Raw genomic sequence first — 24574 nt, 5'->3', positions numbered from 1 at the left:
AAGACGACTTTGAAAGCCGTCCTTCTCACTTCTTATTTTGTCTTTCGTTTGGAAGCCTTGCTTTCGTTATGGAGCCGGTCTGCTGAAGTGACATAATACGTATACTTCTTGTTTGGGTCTGCTGTTTCATCTAAGAAGGTTTGCTGCCCATTTGTTTTTCTCACGGTTCCCAGCAATGTTTTGGTCGATTCCCCTTCGGCTCTGTATATCGCATAATAGGTAGTTTCTTTCGTTTTTTGATTTGACGGGTGGTCTTGAATGAGCAGCAGGTTTCCGTTTTTGTCTTTGGTGACCTTCGTAAGCTTTGGTTTTTTTGGTGCGGCACTGTCAAGCCAAGGCATTTGCGGAACCAATGCCGGTTTGCTGTAAAGCTCGGTGATGAGCCTGTCTTTAATGCCAAGCGGATTTTTGTTGAGGTCTTTGAGACTGAAGTGCATGCTTCCTTTTACAAGCTCAAGCTGACGGTTTAAGGTGATTTGTCTTACGTACTCCTCAGGGTCGGACCATGGCGGATCAAAGTTGTTGTTGATTTTATAAGCTGCCTGCCCAATATATAAATGAACAGGCCTATTGTTGACTTCATTGCTCCACCAATCAGCCAGCACGTCGTAAGCCGCTGCGTTAAAGCCGATGCTCCAATAGATTTGCGGCGCAATATAATCGATGTCTCCTTCTTGAATCCAATGTCTTGTGTCGGCGTATAGGTCGTCATAGTTCCTGACGCCTGCTTTGGTATTTGATCCGGTCGGGTCATCTGCAGCGTTTCTCCATACACCAAATGGACTGATGCCGAATTTGACGTAGGGTTTCGCGGCCTTGATCGTTTGGTTGATTTGTTTGACTAGCTGGTTCACATTATCACGCCGCCAGTCATCAATATTGGAAAACATGTCTTTTCCATATTGTTCATATTGTCCTTGATCAGGAAACTCCTGCCCCGCTATTTTATAGGGATAAAAATAATCATCCATATGAACAGCATCGATATCATAATGTTTTACGACTTCCTCAATGCTTTTCACGATAAAATCTCTCGCTTCAGGAATGCCCGGATGGTAATAAAGCTGGTTTCCATAAGCGGCAACCCATTCTGGATGCTTTCGTGCCGGATGATCCTTAGACAATTTATCGAGATCCGTATGATTCATCGTAATACGGTAAGGATTAAACCATGCGTGAAATTCCAAATTTCGTTTATGGGTTTCTTCAATCAAAAATGCTAGCGGATCATAGCCCGGGTCTTTGCCTTGGACACCGGTTAAGTACTCAGACCAAGGTCCGTAAGCGGACGGATAAAAGGCATCTGCCGTCGGTTTAATCTGAACAATAACGGCATTCATTCCCATTGTCTGTACATCGTCAAGCAGTTTGATATACTCTTGTTTTTGTTCTTCCGTTGTTAAACCTTTCTTTGACGGCCAATCAAGGTTTAAAACGGAAGCAATCCATACGGCTCTTAGTTCCCTGTCAGGATGCGCATTGGCCATAAACGGAACGGAGATGACAAACGTTCCGATGATCAAGCTGACAAGGAAACGGACAATCGGCTTTTGGCGAACCTTCATTCTGTTTCTTCTCCCCCATTACATCACTTTCACTTTTCGCTATTACGGTATTCCCGGGCTGCAAAAGGGTGCTTAATCGGTTTGAAGAAATCAGGATTTACGTCTATATCACCAGATAAACGAAAAAAGTCCTGAAGCATATTTGCTCTGCTTTAGGACTTTTTATCATTTATCATGGTTTGCAGGCTCTTTAACACATCAACGAGTTTTACGCCGACACCGACAGCTGTTTCAAGAATCGCTTGTGCTCCTGCGATGGCTAAAATAAAGATGACTGGAACTGCAATACGAGGCAAAAAGAGATAGCCCAATCCGATCAAGATCGCACACCAAACGCCGGCACACCAGTAGCAATTGAGCATGTATCCAAAATTAGAAGCCGGCACGCTTTTTTCATCTATATGACCATTTTGATCAACGATCCTTTTCTTTTTCATAAAAGGTTTTCGGATAAATTCCGTGATTTTATCGAATACAATTAAATGTGTCAGCCTGTAACTGGCTAGTATCAGCATGATAAAAGTAAGCAAAGAAAGACGATCCATGACAAGCCTCCAAGAAAAAGGATGATGTTATCATTCCCTAGTGTTCTTTATCCATTCTTGATGTAAAAAGAAAGACGGACAGAGAATGCCTCTGTCCGCTAAATCGCTTTATCGTTTGTGCAGCAGTGCTTTATTTGAAGTGATCTTGTCTAAAATGTCGAGGATAATGTCAGCGTTCTTTTCAGCATATGTGCCTTCCAGCATGTCTTTGTGAGCGCCAAAACCAGTGTATTCGCTGTAGTTTCCGCAGGCGGCGCGTTTCCATTTCGTTAAGCCTGTATGCCCGGTTTCGGTTTGAATTCCAGCTTCAATGAAATGAATGTTTGCTTTGATGTGCCCTTCATTCAGTAGCTGGGCCCAATATGCTTGATAGTTTCTTTTTTTCTTCATCACCTTTTCTCTGACCGCTTCAGGCAAGTATGATGCAGATTCGTCATTTCCAGCATCGATAGGGATAGGCTGTTCTTTTAGATAAGCGTCCACGATCATGAAGTCACTGACTTCCAATCCTCTGCGCTCCATTGCCTGTACCACTTCAAAAGCCAGATTTCCGCCCGCGGAGTAGCCTAATAAAACGTAAGGGCCTTCAGGCTGTATGTCTGTGATGCTATTGACATAATGTTCAATGCGGGTGTCATCTTCAATAAAGTGAAAGCCGTATACGGACGCCTTGTCATTCAGCAATAATGCAAGATCTTTAAAATAAATGCCAAATCCAGATATCGGCGGAAAGCAGAAAAGGTTTTGCGCGCCTTGCTGATTTAATTTGATCACATGTTGTTCATCTGCCGCTGTCAGCTGTTTGGAATAAAGTTTTTCGGCAAGCTGAGCAATTGTCGGATATTCGAACAAGAGATCTATCGGTATGTCTATTTGCTGCTGATGCTTCAATTTGTGTATGACTTGCAGTGCTTTTAGTGAATGTCCGCCAAGAGCAAAGAAGTCATCATCAATACTGATGGTCTGGACATCGAGAACATGTTTCCAAATGTTCGCCAACTCTTTCTCAACTAAGTTTCTGGGCAGTGTGATGTTCTGGCGTTTGTCAGGTTTGGTTTTTGGAATAGTAAGGGCACTGCGGTCTATTTTTCCGTTTCCGGTGAGCGGCATCTGGTCCACACGCACCCAGTGCTGCGGGATCATATAGTCTGGGAGCACTCGGGCCAAATCGGAACGGATCACCTTTTCTGTTCGTTTGCCATCGCTGACGTAATGAGTGTACAGCTCTGCCTCTCCATCTTTTTCTCTCAATGTCACTGCCGCTTCCTGCACGCCTTCTATTTCTAAAAGCCGCGCTTCAATTTCGGCGGGCTCGATTCGTTTTCCGCGGATTTTCACCTGCCTGTCAATCCTGCCGATGTATTCTACATTTCCATCGGGCAGCCAGCGCGCCAAATCACCGGTTCGATAGATTGTTTCTCCAGACAAGAAAGGGTGAGGAGAAAAAACAGCATTTGTCAGGTCTTCTCTGTTCAAATAGCCTTTTGCAACCCCATCACCTCCGAGACAAAGCTCGCCGGGAACACCTATTGGCATAAGGCGTCCTTGTGTATCTAAGATGAATGCGGTGCTATTGCTGATTGGTTTTCCGATCGGAATCGGCCCTGCATAGTCTCTTTTTATCTTAAAAAATGTTGAAAATGTCGTGTTTTCCGTAGGCCCGTAAATATTATGAAGTGCCAGATCTGGACAGGCGTGTCTGACAGCATTGATAAGGGCGGGCGAGAGTGCTTCTCCGCCGACATAAAACGTATGGAGCCCGCGAAACATGTCTGCTTGAGCTTGAGCCAGCTGATTAAAAAGAGCCGTTGTTAAAAAGAGCACTGTGATGCCATTTTCAAGCAAATACGCCCCAAACCGATCAGGTGACAGCATTGTTGATTTATCAATGATATGAAGGCTTGCGCCATTTAAAAGCGCCCCGAACATTTCAAAGGTGACGGCGTCAAAGCTGATAGATCCAGTCAGAATAAACCGGTCATCAACGGACGCAGACGTGTAATTGCTGTTTTTGACAAGGGACACGACATTGCGATTGGTGATCATGACGCCTTTTGGCCGGCCTGTGGAGCCTGAGGTGTACATAATGTATGCAAAATCCTCCGGGCTGGAGGTGATATTGATTGGGATATCATTCTCTTCCGTCAATGCCTGCGCATCTGAAATGATACATGTCCCTGAGAACGCAGCGTTTTGCTCCAGCCCCTTTTGAATAATCAGCATTTTTGCCTGCGTTTCCTCAAGCATAAAGCTGACACGTTCAGGCGGAAGCTCGGCATCAAGCGGGAGGTATGCTCCCCCTGCTTTTAAAACGGCAAGCACACTAATGATGAATTCAGGAGAATGAGCAGCCAATATGCCGGCTGTCTCGTTCTTCCGAAACCCTTTTTTATATAACGCTCTGGCTAGTGAATTAGAGCGTTGATCAAGTTCTTTATACGAAAAAGTCAAATTCCCACACACAAGTGCGATATGGTCTGGCGTCTTTTCTGCTTGTTCACGAAATAAATCTATAATTGTATGATTCTTTGGATATTCTGTTTTTGTATTGTTGAACTGTGTGACAATCAACTCTTTTTCTGTTGCATCAAGAAAAGAAAAATCAGCAATGGGAATGTCAGGGTGATGCGCCGCTGTGTCTAGCGCTTGTGTAAATTGTCTTTTGATACAGCTGATCCAGGCAGCATCGTAAATGAACGCATTATAGCTGAATTTGATGATCAGTTCTTCGCCGGGAGCAACGACAAGATTAAAGTGATATCCTGATTGCTCAGATACCTTCACTTGATCGATTTGCAGCGGTGAATCGGTTTGATCGGCTGAATCGGCGATTTTCTGCTGTATCGGGTAGTTTTCAAAAACGATAATGTGATCAATCAGTTCCTGTTTTAAAGCGGTGTTTGCCTGAATATCAAATAAAGGCTGGCAGGTAAACGGCTCAACTTCCAGCATTTCTTTCTGGCATCGTCTGACCAGCTCCTGAAACGTTTCGCCTTGAAATGTTTTAATGCGAACCGGAATGGTATTGATAAACAATCCTATCATTTGTTCCACACCCGGAATTTCTGACGGTCTGCCTGAGACAACCGCGCCAAATACAACGTCGTCAGTGCGGTTATATTGCTGCAGCATCAAACCCCAAACTGCCTGAATAAAGGTGGCAAGCGTGACCCCATGTTGTTTAGCAGTCTCTTTGAGCTTGTCTGTCAGTGGTTTATTTAATGAAAATATCAAATCTTCACGTTGATAACCCTCTTTTGTTTCTTCATCAGACACACGAGGCAGCGGTGATGGGGTGCTGTAGTTTTTTAAATAGGAATCCCAGTACTTCGCCGCTGTTTCTTTGTCACGGTTTGTCAGCCAGGAAATATAGGTGCTGTACGGACGGACAGGGTCTAAAGAAAGCGGTTTTCCTGCATAGATCGATTGATAAATCCGCATAAATTCCTGAAGAACGATGCCAAGGCACCAGCCATCCATTAAAATGTGATGGTGGCTCCAGATGCAAACATGCTCCTCTTCAGCTGTTTTGAATAGATAAATCCGCATCAGCATGTCTTTTTGCAAATCAAAGCCTTTTTGCTTGTCCTTCTCCTTAAAGCATTCAATATACTCTTTCTGGCCGTTTATTGGCAGGTGGGAAATGTCTTCGCTGTACAAATGGAATTCGCGTTCTGTCATCACGACTTGCCGAGGTCCCGACAAATGCGGGACGTGCGGCAAAAACACGGTTCTAAAAATATCATGGCGGTCGATGATGGTTTGAATGCTGCGCTGAAACCATTCATAACTGAGGCTCCCTTTAATGGTGAAGAGCGACTGCTCAACGTATGCCCCCTCCTCTTTACGGAGGAAGGAATGAAACAGCATTCCTTCCTGCATATGACTCAGAGGATAAATGTTCTTGATTTTTTTGATGATATCCATAGTATCTGCACCTTTCTTCACGGATTCATTAGTGAAAACTGAGCATATCAGCAATCTCTTGCAGCGCGTCCTCGGTCAGTTCTTGATCATCAAAATCACTGATGGTCTTTTCTGTTTCGCTTTTGTTCTGGCAGTGTTCGATCAGCTGTGATAAAAATTGACGGCATGTTTCGCTAAGCTGTTCGATGGTTTTGCGCTGAAAGCGGGCATTGTCATAGGTCATATTGACAGTCAGTTTTCCTTCTGCAGCGATTGCGCTGATATCCAGCGACTGTTCACGATTCCATGTTGTGCTGATATCATCCCCGGCACCAAACGGAGAGAATGAGAAGGCGTCCTCCTCAGGTGCTTCAGCTGGGCTGCCGCTTTCAAATTGCCCCAAATAATTGAAGCTGATTTCTGGCGCGCCTGTGAAATTGATGTCTTTTTTGTCAGGCGGCGTCAAATATTTGATGACACCGTAGCCGAATCCTTTGTCCGGTACACGTCTCAGTGTATCTTTTGTTGTTTTTAACACATGAACCATGCCTTCTGTCGAATCTGGCAAGTCTGCGTTCAGGTTAATCAATAACGGATAAATGGCGGTAAACCATCCAACCGTACGGCTCACATCAACCCCGTCTAATACATCCTCTCGCCCGTGGCTTTCTAATGATAGTTTGAAGGCGGATTGATTGGTCCAATGGCGCAGCGCGAGAATGACAGAAGCGAGAAGCAAATCCTGAGTATCTGTGTTGTATGCGCTGTTGGCATCTTTTAAAAGCGCAGCTGTCTCTTTATCATTTAATGTAAACGAAATGGTGGATCGTTTTCTCTCGTTTGCTATGGGTCCGTCGAATTGATCAAAAGGCAGTGCTTCTGTTTGATATTCTTCGGTTTCGCGCCAATACTTGAGCTGTTTTATAAGCTGCTGGCTTTCTGCATAGCCAGAAAGCTTTTTCGCGTACGCTTTAAACGAGCTTGTTTTAGGCGGCAGTTTGATATCCTCCCCGCCAGCAGCTTGGCGATACCCTAAAGACAAATCTTCAAGCAGAACCCGCCATGAAATGCCGTCAACGACGAAGTGATGAGCCGATAAAAATAAGAAATCCCCGTCAGTTGTGCGGAAAAGACCGGCTTGCAGCAGCGGACCATTCTTCAGATCCATTTTCCGCTGAATATCACGTACATGGTGTTTGATAATAGGCTCATACGCTCTATTTCCGTTCGTGTCTTCTGGAACTGATAAATCAATCATCTGAAGGCCATACAGTGCATCGTCCGAATGACTGATCGGCCGATTATATTGATTCCAATATCCTTGTTCATTCTGTGAAAATACCATCCGCAGCGCATCATGATGACACGTTATTGCTTTTAAGGTTTTACGCAGTGCGTCCTCTTGTATAGGGGTTCCTCGATGTAGCATAATGGACTGATTAAAATGGTGTTTTTCTTTTATATCTTGAGAAAGAAACCATCTCTGAACAGGCGACCATTGTACGTCTCCGTCAACCGGGGCTTGGCTGGAACTTGTATTTGAATCCCGGATATAAGCTGCGAATTCTTGAATGGTAGGATGGTTAAACAAATCTTTTACTGCCATTTGCTTGCCTATCCGATGAAGCCGTGCTGATACCTGTAAGGCTTTGATCGAATCTCCTCCAAGCTCAAAGAATGAATCAGCTGTTCCGATTTTTTCTGTCCCTAGTACTTCTTTCCATAAATCCGCCAGTATTTGTTCCATCTTACTGGCTGGTGATCGGAATGAACGTACAGCTTCGCCCTTGGATTCAGGTTTTGGAAGTGCTTTACGATCCAACTTGCCGTTTGGTGACAATGGAAGTGAACTCAGTTTTTCAATAAACACAGGGATCATAAACACCGGCAGCTTGTTTTGTAATTCTAAGCGTATCGTATTTGTGCTCAACGCTGATTCTGTCACAACATAAGCCCTTAACTCGGTTTGTCCCGATGCTGCTACATGAGCGAGTACTGCGGTATCTTTTACACCATTTATACAACGAATGACCGATTCAATTTCTTTCGTTTCTACACGATAGCCTCTTATTTTGACTTGTTCATCAATTCTTCCCAGATATTGAAGTGTTCCGTCGGCCATCCATCTGGCGGCGTCTCCTGTTCGGTACATTCGAGTTTCGGGTTGGTATGGGTTCTGGACGAATGACCTCTCTGTCAGTTCCGGAAGGTTGACATACCCTCTTGCAAGACCTGTTCCCGCAATACAAAGCTCACCGGTAACACCGATTGGCTGAAGCTGTTGATTGCCATTTAAAATCAGCACTTGGGTCCCGTCAATCGGCTGGCCGATGCTTATGTGTTTCTGCTTTTCCATATGTCTCATGACGGTGGTAGCCACACTGTTTTCTGTCGGCCCATATTCGTTGGCGAGTTCGGTATGCGGGCATATGACCATGCTGCGGTCGATCAATTCCCGATCAGCTGCTTCTCCCGCCAGAGTGACGATTCTAAGCGTCTTTACATCTTCCGGCTGCAATACGTCCAAAAGCGCTCGATATAAAACAGGCACAATAATCATATGTGTTATCCGGTGATGGGACAGCTGATGCTTAATAGCCAGAATGTCCTTCGCCTCCTCTTCATGAAGCAAAACTGCTTTTGCACCTGACAAAAGCGGTGTGAACATACTTGTTAAAAAGCCGTCAAACGAGAAGGAAAAGAGCTGCAGGATGGTGTCTGTCTCGTTGAAAGTATACGCATTTCGCCGCCACTGAAGAGTGTTGGCAACGCCTTTATGCTCGACCATCACCCCTTTTGGACGGCCTGTCGTTCCTGACGTATAAATGATATAAGCCAAATGATGAGCAAATGATACTTGCGGTAGCGGTGATTTGTCGTAGGCCTCCGTGTTCTGTATGGTTAATATCCTTCCCTTAAAGTCAGCAAGTGTTCCCCGATCCGCTTCATTTATTGTCATAAGCAGTTTCGTTCCGCTGTCGCTGAGGATATAGTGCTTCCGTTCCGCCGGGTATTCCGGATCAATAGGAACATAGCAGCCGCCAGCTTTCCACACACCAAGTATGGCTGCTACCATGCTGAACGAACGAGGCATCATGATGCCTACTGGTGTGTCCGGTTTAACACCTCGGCTGCGCAATGTGTGTGCGATTCCATTGGACCACTCGTCAAGCTCCTGATATGTGAGTGTTTTGTCTCCGATGACAAGTGCAGAGGCTTTTGGTGTTCGTGCAGCTTGCTGCTCAAACAATTGACTAATTGTTTGTTCTTCGTATTGATTTGCTTTCCTGATGTTAAACTCATTGAGCAGCTGGTTCCGCTCTTCTTGGGTCAGGATGTCGATACGGTTGAGTGTCACCTCTGGTTTTTTTCCGATGATGCGAAGTACATTTGTCAAATGAGATGCCCAGCGTTCCATGGTGGTTTTCTCAAACAGTGCGGTTGAATATTCAAAAAGAAAATGAATGTTCCCGTCACCCTCAGATGCTTGTAGTGTCAAATCGAATTTTGAAACGAGATGAGAAACTTCTGCCGGCTTCATTTGCAAATCATGCAGATGCAATGGCTCGTAACCATTATTTTGGACAACTAACATGGTATCAAATAGCGGGTTTCTGCTCATATCCCGCGTCACTCCAAGCTTATCGACAAGCTCTTCGAACGGATAATCCTGATGCTCATAGGCTTCCAATGCAGTGGCGCGCACTTCCTGCAAATACTGTACAAACGACTTCCCGCCCTCCGGGCGTGCCCGAAGCGCCAGCGTGTTCACAAACATGCCGAGTATCGGCTCAAGATCCTTGTGCGGCCGGCCGGCAATTGGCAAGCCGACGATGATTTCTTCCTGTCCGCTTAAGCGTGACAATAACGCTGTGTAAGCTGCCATAAGCACCATGTACAATGTGCTTCCATTCTCCCGTGCCAGCTTATGAAGGCCTGATGCGGCCTCTTGATCAAGCGTAAAGGAGACCTTGTCACCCGCGAAGCTTCGCACCGGCGGGCGGGTATGATCAGCCGGGAGATCCAGCACCGGCAGCTCGCCCTCGAGCTGCTTCAGCCAGTACGCCTCCTGCGTATGGTATGCGTCCCCTTTTTTAAACCCTTCTTGCCATACGGCGTAGTCTTTGTATTGAATAGGAAGCGCTGGAAGGGTCCGGTTGTTGTACAGCTCCCCGAATTCCTGAATCAAAATGTTGACGGAAACACCGTCTGATATGATGTGGTGCATATCAACCAGCAACAGGTGCCGTTCATCTGATGCCTTTACGATTTGGGCGCGGAACAGCGGTGCTCGGCTGAGATCAAACGGTTTGATAAACGCGGCTGCGGCTTCCTGTTCGGTCTGTTCGCCGAGGGCGGCTGTCTGTAATGTAAACGGCACTTCGTCATGGATGCGCTGCACCGGCTCGCCTCCTTCGTCCAGTTCGAAGGATGTCCGAAGCGATTCGTGGCGCTTGATCAGCTCTTTGAAAGCCTTGTTCAGCCTTTCAGGGTCAAGCTTCCCTTCCAGTTCTAATACAGCCGGCATATTGTAGCCGGTCCCTCCGTCCTCCAGCTGTTGAAGGACATAAATACGTTTTTGGGCGGATGAAACCGGATAGGTCTCCCGCTGTTCCGCCGGTTTCATCGCTTCATATGGACTGTCCGTTCCTTGACAGATGACGGAAGCCAGCCCTTCTACCGTGGGATGGGCAAACACATCTTTCAGCGGCACCTGTACATCGAATGCTTTGGCAATCCGGGACACAAGCGCCGTTGCTTTTAAAGAATGTCCTCCGCGGTCAAAGAAGTTGTCGTGAATCCCGACCGGGCCGTTTTTCAGCACGTCCTCCCACAGCTGGGCAAGCTTCATCTCGGTCACATTTCTCGGCGCCGTGTATGTCTCCGCATCTGCCGCTCCGCCAGGAGCTGGCAGGGCGTTTCGGTCCAGCTTTCCGCTCGGCGTAATCGGCCACTCTTCCATCTCTATCATATGGGCTGGGATCATGTAGCTCGGCAGCAGTCTTTCAAGCTGCGCCCTCACTTCGTTTCTCCGAAGCCCTTCTATATACGCGCATAATTCCGGCTCGCCGCTGTCTGTCCGTACGGTCACTGCTGCCTCCCTTATGCCTTCTATGCTTCTAAGCGCCGCTTCAATTTCTCCGGGCTCAATCCGGTAGCCACGGATTTTCACTTGATCATCCAACCGGCCGAGGAATTCCATATTTCCGTCAGGGAGCCAGCGTGCCATATCCCCTGTTTTATACATGCGTTCGCCCGGGTAAAACGGGTCTTCAAGAAAGCGCTCCTCCGTTAAGGCCGGCCGATTCAAATAGCCCCTGGCAACACCCGCGCCGGCGATGTACAATTCGCCGATACATCCGGCTGGCAGCATCCGCTGCTTCTGATTAAGAACATATAATCTGACATGATGAACAGGTTTTCCTATTGGAACCCGCTCAAGCTTTTCATGCTGCGGACAATTAAAGAACGCAGCTTCTACGGTTGCCTCCGTTGGTCCGTAAGAATTGGTTAATGTAACATTTGGAAGCAACTCGCGAAATCGGGAGACGAGATGGGTCCCCAGCTGTTCTCCCCCGGAAAACACCCGCTTGAGTCCGTTTGTCTTCATCGGTACAGCACGATGTTTTGTATGTTCTAAAAAAGCATGGAGCATCGAAGGCACAAAATGCATAGCTGTGATCTTTTGTTCTTCTATGGCCTTTGCGATCATTTCGGGTTCTTTTTCGCCTCCCTGAGGAAGCAAATAAACAGAGGCACCGGCATAAGGCCACCAAAACAGTTCCCATATTGAAGCATCAAATGAATAAGATGTTTTATGCATAATCACATCTGATTGGTTCAGTTGATAACGGAACTGAAGGGAATTCAAAAAATTCACCGCTGATCGATGTTCAACTTCAACACCCTTTGGTTTACCGGTAGAACCGGATGTATAGATGACGTAGGCTAAAGATTGCGGATGAACGTCCGCATTCGGATTGGCCAAATGATGTTCCAGCCTGTTATTTGTCTGATTGAGATAAACAATCTCTCCTGCAAATGCCGGAACAGGCAGGTCGGCAGGCTGAAGCAGGAGAATGTTTGTACCGCTGTCCTCCAACAGAAAGCTGATTCGTTCTTCCGGATAATCCGGGTCAATGGGCAGATAAGCACAGCCGGCTTTAAGAATGCCATAAATGCCAATCACCATTTCAGGCGAACGCCGTCCTATAATGGCAACGATTGTTTCCGATTTCACGCCTCGTCCGATGAGCTCCCAGGCGATACGGTTAGCCTGTTCGTTCAATTCTTTATAGGTCATTCCTCCATCTTCAAAGATAATGGCTGGTTGATCAGGCGTTTTTGCAGCTTGCTTTTCGAGTGCATAATGGAGAGTTCGATTCACCGAATAGCCTGTATCCTGAAACGGATGGCATGATTCAATGAAGGCTTTCTCTTCTTCTTTTGTTAGGATCGCTATATCGTCCAATTCTGTTTTAGGACTGACAGTTATATGTTCCACAAGCGTGGTGAAAAGATTGGCCCACCTTTGGCTCGTTTCTTTCTCAAACAAAGCTGTGCTGTATTCAAACTGACAGAAAAGCACGGAATCGTGTTCTGTCACATACAGGGAAATATCAAACTTTGATATTGGATGCTGCATATCGTTCCAATGAAGCTTTACCTCTTTCATTTTCAACTTTTGCTGTTCCATATTCTGAAGGACAAGCGTTGTGTCAAACAATGGATTCCGGCTCATTTCCCGCTGTACGCCGATTTTATCCACGAGCTCTTCAAACGGATAATCCTGATGCTCATATGCTTCCAGTGCCGTCTGCCTGACTTCTTTCAGACATTCTTCAAATGTCTTATTGCCGGCCGGGCGTGTCCGGAGAGCCAATGTATTGACGAACATTCCGAGAACTGCTTCAAGATCGGCATGGGGCCGGCCGGCGATAGGCGAACCGATCACGATATCATCTTGACCGCTTACCCGAGACAAAAAGGCTGAATATAAAGCGACTAGCGTCATATAAAGCGTGCTTTTGTTTTGACGGGCGATCTGCTTTATCCTGGCTGTAATCTTTTTATCCATCTGAAAAGTTACTTTTCCGCCTGTGAATTGCTGTTCTGCCGGGCGGCGTTTATCGGTCGGAAGCTCTAGGACAGGAAGGTTCCCGCTGAGCTGCTGCTGCCAGTAAGTTTCCTGCTTTTGGTACGAGTCACCTTGTTTAAATTGCTGTTGCCAAACGGCATAATCTTTATACTGGATTCGCAAAGGCTTAAGTTGCCGATTTGCATAAAGATCGGTGAATTCTCGGATTAAGAGCTGGACGGATACGCCATCTGAAATGATATGATGCATGTCCACCAGCAATACATGCTTCTCGTTTGCCACTTTTACAAGGCCCGCTCTAAATAACGGCGCCTGACTGAGATCAAAAGGACGGACAAAACCCTCGATAGCGGCCTCTTGGCTTAATGTAAACGGCACTTCGTCATGGATCCGCTGAACCGGCTCGCCATCGGCGCCAGATACAAAGGAAGTTCGAAGCGGCTCATGCCGACGGATCAGCTGTTTACATACAGCAGATAATTTAGCGACATCCAGTGCCCCTTCCAGATTTAAGACCGCAGGCATGTTGTAGGCGACACCCTCATCAAGCTGCTGAAGCACATAGATCCTTTTTTGAGCCGAAGATACAGGATATGTCTCCCTTGCTTCCGCTGGTTCAATTGCTGCATACGGATTTTCCTCTGCATCTCGAATGATTGAAGCCAATCCTTCTACTGTCGGATGGGCAAAGATGTCCTTGAGCGGAACTTGTACATGAAATTCCTTTGTGATCCGTGACATAAGCACCGTTGCTTTTAATGAGTGGCCGCCAAGGTCAAAAAAGTTGTCAAGGATGCCTATATGACTGTTATTCAGCACATCTGCAAACAGCTGCGAAAGCTTTGCCTCTACCAGATTACGAGGGGCAGTATACGGTGTCCCGATGATTGAAGCATCTGGCTCTGGAAGTGCTGATTGATCTACTTTTCCGTTTGGGGTAAGAGGTATGCTGTCAACCCAAACCCATTTCGCCGGAATCATGTATGCTGGAAGCTCACTTGCCATATAGCGGCGTAGATCTGCTGCATTCACCCCTTGTACACTGCAATAGTAAGCGCACAATTCATGATCACCGTTTGATTCTTGCCTGACGAGAATGGCAGCTTCTTTAATGTCTGGATGATTCATTAATGTGACTTCGATTTCTTGGGGCTCAATTCGATACCCTCTGATTTTCACTTGATTGTCTGCCCGCCCGATATATTCGATGTTGCCGTCTTCAAGCCGTCTGGCCAAATCACCAGTACGGTACATGACCGCACCGGCCCTGAATGGGTCGGGTGAAAATTTGTCGCGTGTCAGTTTATCGTGATTAACATACCCTCTGGAAACACTCGCGCCGGAAATATAGAGTTCACCTGGTACGCCGCAGGGCTGAAGCTGTTTTTGACGATTCAAAATATATAGATTAGTATAGCCTATCGGTTTACCGATAGGAGGAAACTCAGGAATAGGGTCTCCCGGATGAATGGTATACGTAGATACCACATGAGTTTCTGCAGGTCCGTAATGATTGTGCAGGTGAATGCTGCGTTTACGTAATACTTCTTGGAAAAGGCTTGAAATGATTAATTGTTCTCCAGCAGCAATCAGGTGTGTGACGCCATCAGGAAACATGTCCGCAAATTGCCGCTCGCTGAAAATCATTTTGATAAAAGCCGTTGGGAGAAACACAATATTCGTCTGATGCTCGTTTATAAATGCAAACAGCTGAGGCACATCTCTTTTTAGGGCTTCTGGCACGATGTGCAGCGTGCCGCCTTTCAAAAGCGCAGAAAAAATTTCTTGATAACACACGTCAAAGGCAGAAGTCGCAAATTGCAGAACATCTGCTTCAAAGTCAATGCCAGAGCGAGTATATTCGGACTTCAGCAAGTTCGCCATGTTTCGATGTTCAAATTGAACGCCCTTTGGTTTACCTGTTGTACCTGATGTATAAATGATATACAGCAGATCGTCCGCATTGTTGACTGACTTCATGTTACTGCCGTCTTCCTTGCTTTCAATCTCTTCTACAAGAGTGATAAGGTAATTGCTTTCTAGCGATGCGGAAAGATGGGCTTGTGAAACAACATGCGAACAGCCGCAGTCATTTAGAATATAATGGATTCTGTCAGCTGGATAATGCGGGTCAATCGGAACAATGGCGCCGCCTGCCTTCAAGATGCCAAGAACACCGGTGATAAACGCCGCAGATCGCTCCATCATGATCGCGACAGGCTCCTGTCTCGCAACACCCTTCATTCTCAATTGCCGCGCCAATCTGTTTGCCGAGTTGTTCAATTCTTGGTACGTTAACGAGCAGACTTGATCTATTACTGCCTGAGTATCCGGTGTCTTTTCCGCTTGTTTTTCAAACATAGCATGGATGGTTTCGTAAATTGGGGTTTCATCTGTGTTTTTTCCAACCAATTGCTGCTTTTCAATATCGGTCGTGATGTCGATTTCTTCAGGCGGAAGATTGGGATTAGTTACAATTTGCGATACAACATTCAGAAGATGCTCCTTGACAGAAAACACAAAAGACCGATCATGCTGCTCCGCATCATAGCTCATTTTGATATGGATTTCTTCCCCTGGCGCCACCATAAGGTAAAAGCTGTAGTTGGTTTCATCTGCCACAGTGAAGTTATGAATTTGAAAAAGATCAGAAGCATGCTCCTCTTGGTTCAGCATATGAATCTCTTGCTGTACCGGATAATTTTCAAATACGAGAATATGATCGATTAATCCTTGCTTAATCGCCGAACGGGCTTGAATTTCATATAAAGGGTGATAGCTGTATGTTTCAGCGGCAAGACGGTCTTTTTGCATGTCTTTTATGAGCTTAAGAAATGGCGTTTTTGTTCCCTGCACCCGAACTGGAATCGTGTTAATGAAAAGACCGACCATATGTTCAATGCCTTCGATTTCTGCAGGCCTTCCTGACATGACAGAACCAAATACGGCATCATCATTATGATTGTATTTTTGAAGCAGAATGCCCCAAATGGTATGAAAAATCGTACTGAGTGTTACTTCTTCTCTTGCCGCAAGCTCTGAAAGCCTGCTGCTTTCTTGCTTAGAGAATGAAAACGTAACGTGCTCCTGCCTGCTTCTCGCCTTTGTTTTTTTCTGCTTCGGGAGTATCGTTTGCTGTTCATGGCCAGATAGGTAATGTTCCCAATAAGAAACTGCCTGCTCTTTGTCTTGTTCCATCAGCCATTTGATATACGTTCCGTATGGCTGGACCGGCTCCAATGCTATTGGAGATCCATATATATAAGATGCGTAAATATGGAGAAACTCCTTTAACACAATGCTGAGGCACCAGCCGTCCATCATGATGTGGTGAAAGGTCCAAATACAAGTGTACTGGCCCTCTCCTGTTTGAATCAGAGTGATACGCATGAGCATATCTTTTTGCAAGTGAAACCCTTGAGCACGGTCCTCTTCTTTCCATTGCTCAATAAATTGTGGTTGCCTCACATCGTTTAAATGTGTAATGTCTTTTTCCTGTACGATGACATTCCGTTCTCTCAGGACAACCTGTTGGGGAGAGGAAACATTTTGGCTGATAAAAATCGTTCTGAAAATATCGTGTCTTGCTACAAGGGCGTTAATGCTGTTTTGAAAAAACTTCGGGTTGACTTTCCCTTCTATTGTAAAAGAAGCTTGCTCGACATATGCTTGTGAATCTTTTTGCAAGAGGGAATGGAAAAGCATCCCTTCCTGCATGTAAGACAGCGGATAAATATCCTGAATTGAATTCGCTTTTGTCATGTTCATGTCTCCCTGTCACGATTTTCTACAATTCTTCCACCAAGCTGGATATACTGTCCAAATCCTCTGCCGTTAATGATTCGCTGCTGAAATCGCTCAGTGTTTTTTCTGTATTTTGTTTACCGGCGCAGTGTGTCATGATGTCCAGCAAAAAGTGTTCGATCCTGTTGATGAGCTGCTTCATCGTGTTCCTATGAAAGCGTGTTGGCGGATAACTGAGATTGAAATGAAGCTTGTTCCCTGCTGCCATTGCACTCATCTCGATGATTTGTTCACGTTTCCATGTGTGAGTGATGTCCTTTCCGCTTCCAAGGCTTGATGGACGGAAGTTACCTTGTCTTTCTATGTCGTTAAACTGGCCTAAATAGTTGAAACTGATTTCGGATATTTTTGAAAACGCAATGCTTATGTTTTCAGGGTGTGTGACGTATTTCAGCATACCGTAACCCACCCCTTTGTTTGGTATCCGGCCCAGTGTATCTTTCACGGTTTTTACTGCGGTTCCGAGCTCATCCCCATGATGTTCAAAGCTTATGAGAGCTGGGTATATAGATGTAAACCAGCCAACCGTCCTGTTGATATCGAACTCCGGCAACACGTGTTCTCTCCCGTGTCCTTCCAGTGCAATGCGGATTTTGTTTCCGCCTGTCCACTCACGAATCGCCAAAGATGCCGCGGTTAACAGAATATCTTGTGTATCTGTCCCATAGGCATGGTTGACGTTTTGCAGCAAGGTGGCGGTATTTGCTTCAGTGAGTGAAAAACTTACCGTGTCCCTCCTGCTGAAGTCGTTGTTCTCATGATGCGGCAGTTCATATGGCAGTTCCGCAGCTTGTTGTTCCTCTACACTCCGCCAATACGCCTCCTCGCGAATCAGCTTGCTGCTTTGGGCATAGTCCTGTAGCCGTCTTGCGTATTCCAGAAAGGAATCAGTTTTAGGCGGAAGCTGGATCGCCTGGCCTGAAGACGCTTGTTGGTATCCGGCTGACAAATCCTCCAGCAAAATCCGCCATGAGACACCGTCAACGACAAGATGATGGATCGCAAGGAACAAGTAATCTCCGGTCACTGTTTGAAACCAAGCGGCATGTAGCAACGGTCCTTCCTGCAAATTGATGCTTTGCTGAAGATCTTCAATTTCTCGTTTGATTTGGGTTTCCCAACCGCTTTCTGACTGTGAAAAATCAGTTATTCTTAAACTGTATAGTTGTGATTCATGAATGCCTTGATTGATTTGTATCCATTGCCCGTCATCGTTACGATAAACCATCCGAAGCGCATCATGATGTTCCGCAAGTTTCTTTAAGGATGCTCTAAGAGCGTCTTCAGACAAACGACCAGAGTGGAAAAGCATGACAGACTGATTGAAATGATGTCGTTCTTCAATCTCTTGTGAAAGAAACCATCGCTGAACAGGTGTCCATGGAACATTTCCCTGAATGGGTCCTTGTTCGATGATTCTTTCTGTCTTACGAATACATCGTGATAGGTCCTTTATCTTTGGATGACGGAATAAATCACTTACCTGCAGGCTTAGCCCATGGCGTCCAAGGCGTGCGGAAACTTGAAGCGCTTTGATTGAATCTCCGCCCAATTCAAAAAATGAATCCTCTATTCCGATCCTCTGGATGCCGAGAACCTCCTGCCAGATCAACGCCAGCTGCTCTTCAAGGTCATTGCGAGGCGGGATGTACGTTTGTTTAGATGCAACATCTGGTTCAGGCAGTGCTTTCCGGTTCAATTTGCCGTTTGATGTGAGCGGAAGAGTCTCCATTTCAATGATGTACGCCGGAATCATATAATTTGGCAGTGAACGCGCGAGAAGAGAACGCACTTGTTCAGCATTCGTGCCTGCTTTCACACTGATGTAGCCAAACAGCTCTTTGCTTCCTGTCTGGCCTGTACGTGCCAACACAGCGGCTTCTTTGACCCCGTCTATTTGGCGAAGCGCTGATTCGATCTCACCAAGCTCCACCCGGTAGCCTCTGACTTTTACTTGATCATCAATACGGCCAACGTACTCAATTGTGCCATCGGGAAGCCAGCGCGCCAGATCACCTGTGCGGTACAGTCGATCGCCAGACGCAAATGGATTTGGGATAAATTTCTCTCTCGTTAAATCAGGACGGCCCAAATATCCTCTGGCGACGCCATCTCCGCCGACACAAAGTTCGCCAACAGTTCCGATCGGCTGCAGCATTCCCCATTTATTTAAGATATAAGCGGTGGAATGACCAATCGGCCGCCCGATCGGAATGGAAAGTTCATATGTTTTTTGAATGGGAAAGCACGTCGAAAAAGTCGTATTTTCGGTTGGCCCATATCCGTTCCATATTGATACTTCCGGGCACACATTTTTAATTCGATTGATGTGGCTCACCGACAAAGCTTCTCCGCCTATAATCAGATGGTTCAGCTGTGAAAATGTTGTCTCATTTTGCTCTGTCAAATGATTGAATAGAGAAGATGTCAGCCACATCGTTGTGATCCCGTGATGTTCTATGTATCTCTTAAGCTGATGGGGATCGAGAAATGCCTGTTTCTCGGACAGATGCAAAGCTGCCCCATTTAGCAGCGGTCCAAATATTTCAAATGTCGTACCATCAAAACCGATAGATGATGTCATGAGAAGACGGTCTGCAGGTGTAAATGCAATATAATTGCTGTTTTTAACAAGGCGAATGACACTTCGCTGCTCAATCATGACACCCTTTGGTTTACCGGTTGATCCAGAGGTATAAATGGTATAAGCGAGCGAATGCGGCCCTGCTGAAGATTCAATGTTCTTTGTTTCTCCTTGCTTTTGAATGTCTTCGATTATGATTTGTTCGCATTCAATGTCTAATAGCCGTTTGTCGACTTTTTCAGATTGAAGAAGGAATGTCGCTCCGCTGTCTGACAGGATGTAAGCTATTCGCTCAACAGGCAGATCAGAAGCGATAGGCAAATAGGCTCCTCCGGCTTTCAGAATACCCAGCATTCCGGCTATGAGTTCTGGCGTTCGTCCTGTCAGCAAGGCTACGACTCGATCAGGACCGACTCCCTTTCTCCGTAGAAGTAAAGCAATTTGATTTGCCCAGCTGTTCAGATCCGCGTAAGTTAACTCTTGTGTATCGCTGACAATTGCTATGGCATTAGGCGTTTGTTCCGCCTGCATTTCAAAGAGTCTGCTGATGGTTTCATTTCTTGGATATTCTATTTTTGTACGATTCAGCTCATGGATAAGGTAATGGGTCTCATCCTCATTCAGTATATTTATTGATCCGAGAGCGGCTTTGTTGTCTTGGATGATGGAGAGTAACATATTGATAAAATAGTGAAGCCACTTTTCTATCGTTTTTTTCTTATATAAGTCCGTACTAAATTCCATTTGGAACGTCAGCAAACCCTGGGGCTGTTCGTGAGCATACAGGGTTAAATCAAATTTTGACGTTTGATGCCCATTGTTTGCTGCAGGTTTGAGACGAAGTTCATCTAGCCGTATCGATTCCTGGTCCATATTTTGAAGAACAAACATCACGTCAAACAGCGGATTCCGGCTCATATCTCGCGTTAATTGCAGCTTGTCGACAAGCTCTTCGAACGGATAATCCTGATGCTCATAGGCTTCCAATGCAGTGGCGCGCACTTCCCGCAAATACTGTACAAACGGCTTCCCGCCCTCCGGGCGTGCCCGAAGCGCCAGCGTGTTCACAAACATGCCGAGTATCGGCTCAAGATCCTTGTGCGGCCGGCCGGCAATTGGCGAGCCGACGATGATTTCTTCCTGTCCGCTTAAGCGTGACAATAACGCTGTGTAAGCTGCCATAAGCACCATGTACAATGTGCTTCCGTTCTCCCGTGCCAGCTTGTGAAGCTCTGATGCCGCCTCTTGATCAAGCGTAAACGAGACCTTGTCCCCCGCGAAGCTCCGCACCGGCGGGCGGGTATGATCAGCCGGGAGATCCAGCACCGGCAGCTCGCCCTCGAGCTGCTTCAGCCAGTACGTCTCCTGCTTCTGGTACGTGTCTCCTTTTTTAAAACCTTCTTGCCATACGGCGTAGTCTTTGTATTGAATGTGAAGCGCCGGGAGATTCCGTTTGTTGTAAAGCGCCCCGAATTCCCGAATCAAAATGTTGACGGAAACACCGTCTGATATGATGTGGTGCATATCAACCAGCAACAGGTGCCGTTCCACTGATGCCTTTACGATTTGTGCGCGGAACAGCGGCGCTTGGCTGAGATCAAACGGATTGATAAACGCGGCTGCGGCTTCCTGTTCGGTTTGCTCGCCGAGGGCGGCTGTCTGTAATGTAAACGGCACTTCGTCATGGATGCGCTGCACCGGCTCGCCGCCTTCATCCTGTTCAAAGGATGTCCGAAGCGACTCGTGGCGCTTGATCAGCTCTTTGAAAGCCCTGTCCAGCCTTTCTGGGTCAAGCTTCCCTTCCAGTTCTAATACAGCCGGCATATTGTAGCCGGTCCCTCCGTCTTCCAGCTGCTGAAGGACATAAATCCGCTTTTGGGCGGAGGAAACCGGATAGGTCTCCCGCTGTTCCGCTGGTTTCATCGCTTCATATGGACTGTCCGTTCCTTCACGGATGACGGAAGCCAGCCCTTCTACCGTGGGATGGGCAAACACCTCTTTCAGCGGCACCTGTACATCGAATGCTTTGGCGATTCGGGATACAAGCGCCGTTGCTTTTAAAGAATGTCCTCCGCGGTCAAAAAAGTTGTCGTGAATCCCGACCGGGCCGTTTTTCAGCACGTCCTCCCACAGCTGGGCAAGCTTCATCTCGGTCACATTTCTCGGCGCCGAGTAGGCCTTTTCATCTGCAGCTCCGCCAGGAGCTGGCAGGGCGTTTCGGTCCAGCTTTCCGCTCGGCGTAATCGGCCACTCTTCCATCTCTATCATATGGGCTGGGATCATGTAGCTCGGCAACAGTCTCTCAAGCTGCGCCCGCACTTCGTTTCTTCGGAGCCCTTCTATATACGCGCATAGCTCCGGCTCCCCGCTGTCTGTCCGTACGGTCACGGCTGCCTCCCTTATGCCTTCTATGCTTCTAAGCGCCGCTTCAATTTCTCCGGGCTCAATCCGGTAGCCGCGGATTTTCACTTGATCATCCAACCGGCCGAGGAATTCAACATTCCCGTCAGGGAGCCAGCGTGCCATATCCCCTGTTTTATACATGCGTTCACCCCGGTAAAACGGGTCTTCAAGAAAGCGCTCCTCCGTTAAGGCCGGCCGATTCAAATAGCCTCTGGCAACACCCGCGCCGGCGATGTGCAGTTCGCCGGCGACACCGCAAGGCTGTACGGCTAAATGCGGATCTAACACATACAAACGCGCACCGGGTACGGGCTTCCCGATCGGAATCCGCAAGCGATCCCTGTCCCGCTCTGGGTCCAACACATAAAATGCCGCGTCTACCGTTGCTTCTGTCGGCCCGTATCCATGGATCAGCGAGACTTGCGGCAATAAAGAAGCAAAACGGGCTGCCGTGCCCGGCGCAAGCGGTTCACCTCCGGCGAATACACGCTTCAGGCTTGTCCCGTCACTCAGCCTTTCGATCTCCGCTTGATCGAGAAAACTGTTCAGCATAGCCGGAATAAAATGAACCGTTGTCACTTTTTCCTGATGAATGGCTTTTACAATCAATGCGGGGTCTTTTTCCCAGCCGGGTGGGAGCAGATAAGCCGAAGAGCCGGAAAGCGACCACCAAAACAGCTGCCAGACAGATGCATCAAAGGAGAAAGAGGTTTTCACCATGACAATGTCATCTTCCTGAAGCGGAAACTGGCGCTGCATGCCGGTCAGAAAGGAAACAGCTTGGCGGTGCTCAACGGCCACTCCTTTTGGCTGCCCGGTGGAGCCCGACGTATAGATGACGTAGGCGAGAGAATCGCTGTCAGCAGGAGCAAACACAAGATTTTCTGCTTTTTCGCCCGCAAGAGATGTCATATCAACTTCAAGCGTTTCGCCAGAAAAGTTCGGCGCGGAGCATCCCGGCTGTGTCAGCAAGAGCGCTGCCCCGCTGTCTTTCAGCATGTAGCTCAGCCGTTCCTCTGGATACGCAGGGTCAAGCGGCAAATACGCCCCACCTGCCTTCAAGACAGCAAGGACAGCGATCAGCATGTCAGGTGACCGCTCAGACAGGACACCGACGATGCTTTCCTTCGTGACGCCGCGTGCCGCGAGGCGGGCAGCCAGACGGCTGGCATACATGTCAAGCTCAGCGTACGTCAGTGAACCGCCGGAAAAGCGTATGGCTGGCCGTTCCGGTGTGAAAGCCGCCTGTCGTTCAAACAGCCCGTGCAGGGTTAGGGATTCAGGCGAAATAGATACTGTCCTGTTGTTTTGAGAAACCATTTCCCGTGCTTTGTTTTCATCTAGCAATGTCATCTTTGACACAGGCAGAGATGGATCAGATATGACGTCAGAGATCATGTGCTGTACATAATCTTTTATCTCGGACATCATGTTTGGCTGATAAGCGCCAGTATGAAAATGAATCCGAACGTACATGGTCCGACCTGGGATCACTTTGACACTGCATCTATAGTTGGTCAGTTCTTCCATCTCGAAATCTTCCACGGAGAAATCAAATGATCCAGCCTGTTTCAGCCCTTCAATCTCTTGTTGAGCAGGTGTATTTTCAAAGACGATAATATGATCGATCAGTTCTTGTTTAAGAGCGCTCTGTGCCTGAATGTCATATAAAGGGAAGTAACTATATGCTTCTGCTTCCGTCATGTCTCTTTGCATCCTGCTGACTAAGTCAGAAAAAGAAAGAGAATCACTTTGGACTCGGATAGGAATGGTATTGATAAACAGTCCGACAATGTTTTCCACATCGTTTAGCTCAGAAGGTCTGCCTGATATAACTGATCCGAACACAGCATCGCCACAGCAATTGAACTTTTGGAGCATGATTCCCCATAGAGCTTGGAAAACAGTGGGGAGTGTCGCACCACAAGCTGCTGCGATTTTCTGTAATTCGGAGGTTTCTTTTTCAGGAATGGTGAATGTGATCTGTTGTAATGTCCCATCTGGCATTTGATCTGTTCTTTTTGGCAGAGGCGAAGCTTTTTCGAAATGCTGAAGCCTTTTTTTCCAATACACAGCCGCTTCTTCCCGATCTTGCTGCATCAGCCATTTAATATACGTCCCGTACGGCTGTACGGGAGGCATATCAGGAAGCCTGCCTTTATCCAGTGCTTGATAAATGTGAAGAAAATCCTTAATGACGATGCCTAAACACCAGCCATCCATTAAAATATGATGATGGCTCCAGATGCAGACATACCGGTCAGGCGCCCATTTTAAAATAGATATTCTCATCAGTACATCCGTTTGGAGATCGAAGCCTTTTGATTTATCCTGCTCTTTGAATGCCTCGGTACAATGTTCTTTATCTCTCTCATTGAGATGAGAAATATCTTCAAAATGAATATGGCAATGACGATGCTTGAGTACGACTTGACGAGGTTTGGCTACATTTTTATAGATGAACGCCGTTCGGAAGATTTCATATCTGTCAAAAACAGCATCCATACTTTTCTGGAAACGCTCCAAATCAAGCTGTCCATGGATCGTAAAAGAAGCCTGTTCAAAATATGCTCTTGACTGTTCATCATACAGCGAGTGAAAGAGCATCCCTTCCTGCATAAATGACAAAGGATATATATCCTGTATTTCGGGTTGCTGCGGCATCAGT

Annotated in this window: 5 protein-coding genes; all 5 read right to left on the bottom strand. The window is 46.8% G+C overall.

The genetic code is table 11. The annotated features are described in order from the left end of the window. Positions 1–32: 32 nt before the first annotated feature. Positions 33–1565 (bottom strand): glycoside hydrolase family 10-like protein, encoded by a 1533-nt coding sequence (locus BV11031_RS07920; protein WP_010330633.1) that lies wholly within the window; start codon positions 1563–1565, stop codon positions 33–35. 152 nt (positions 1566–1717) lie between these two features. Further along, positions 1718–2110 (bottom strand): DUF1360 domain-containing protein, encoded by a 393-nt coding sequence (locus BV11031_RS07915; RefSeq protein ID WP_010330632.1) that lies wholly within the window; start codon positions 2108–2110, stop codon positions 1718–1720. 108 nt (positions 2111–2218) lie between these two features. After that, positions 2219–6058: a non-ribosomal peptide synthetase gene (locus tag BV11031_RS07910; protein WP_082246384.1), complete on the bottom strand. Its 3840-nt coding sequence runs from the start codon at positions 6056–6058 to the stop codon at positions 2219–2221. 7 nt (positions 6059–6065) lie between these two features. Then, a complete protein-coding gene (locus BV11031_RS07905; RefSeq protein WP_010330630.1) occupies positions 6066–16877 on the bottom strand; it encodes a non-ribosomal peptide synthetase in 10812 nt (3603 codons plus the stop codon). 25 nt (positions 16878–16902) lie between these two features. Beyond that, positions 16903–24570, bottom strand: a complete 7668-nt coding sequence (locus BV11031_RS07900) for a non-ribosomal peptide synthetase (protein ID WP_010330629.1) — start codon at positions 24568–24570, stop codon at positions 16903–16905. Positions 24571–24574 lie beyond the last annotated feature (4 nt).

Source organism: Bacillus vallismortis (assembly GCF_004116955.1).
Taxonomy (GTDB): Bacteria; Bacillota; Bacilli; order Bacillales; family Bacillaceae; genus Bacillus; species Bacillus vallismortis.
The sequence above is the reverse complement of the archived record's forward strand: the minus strand, read 5'-3'. Positions and strand labels throughout refer to the sequence as shown.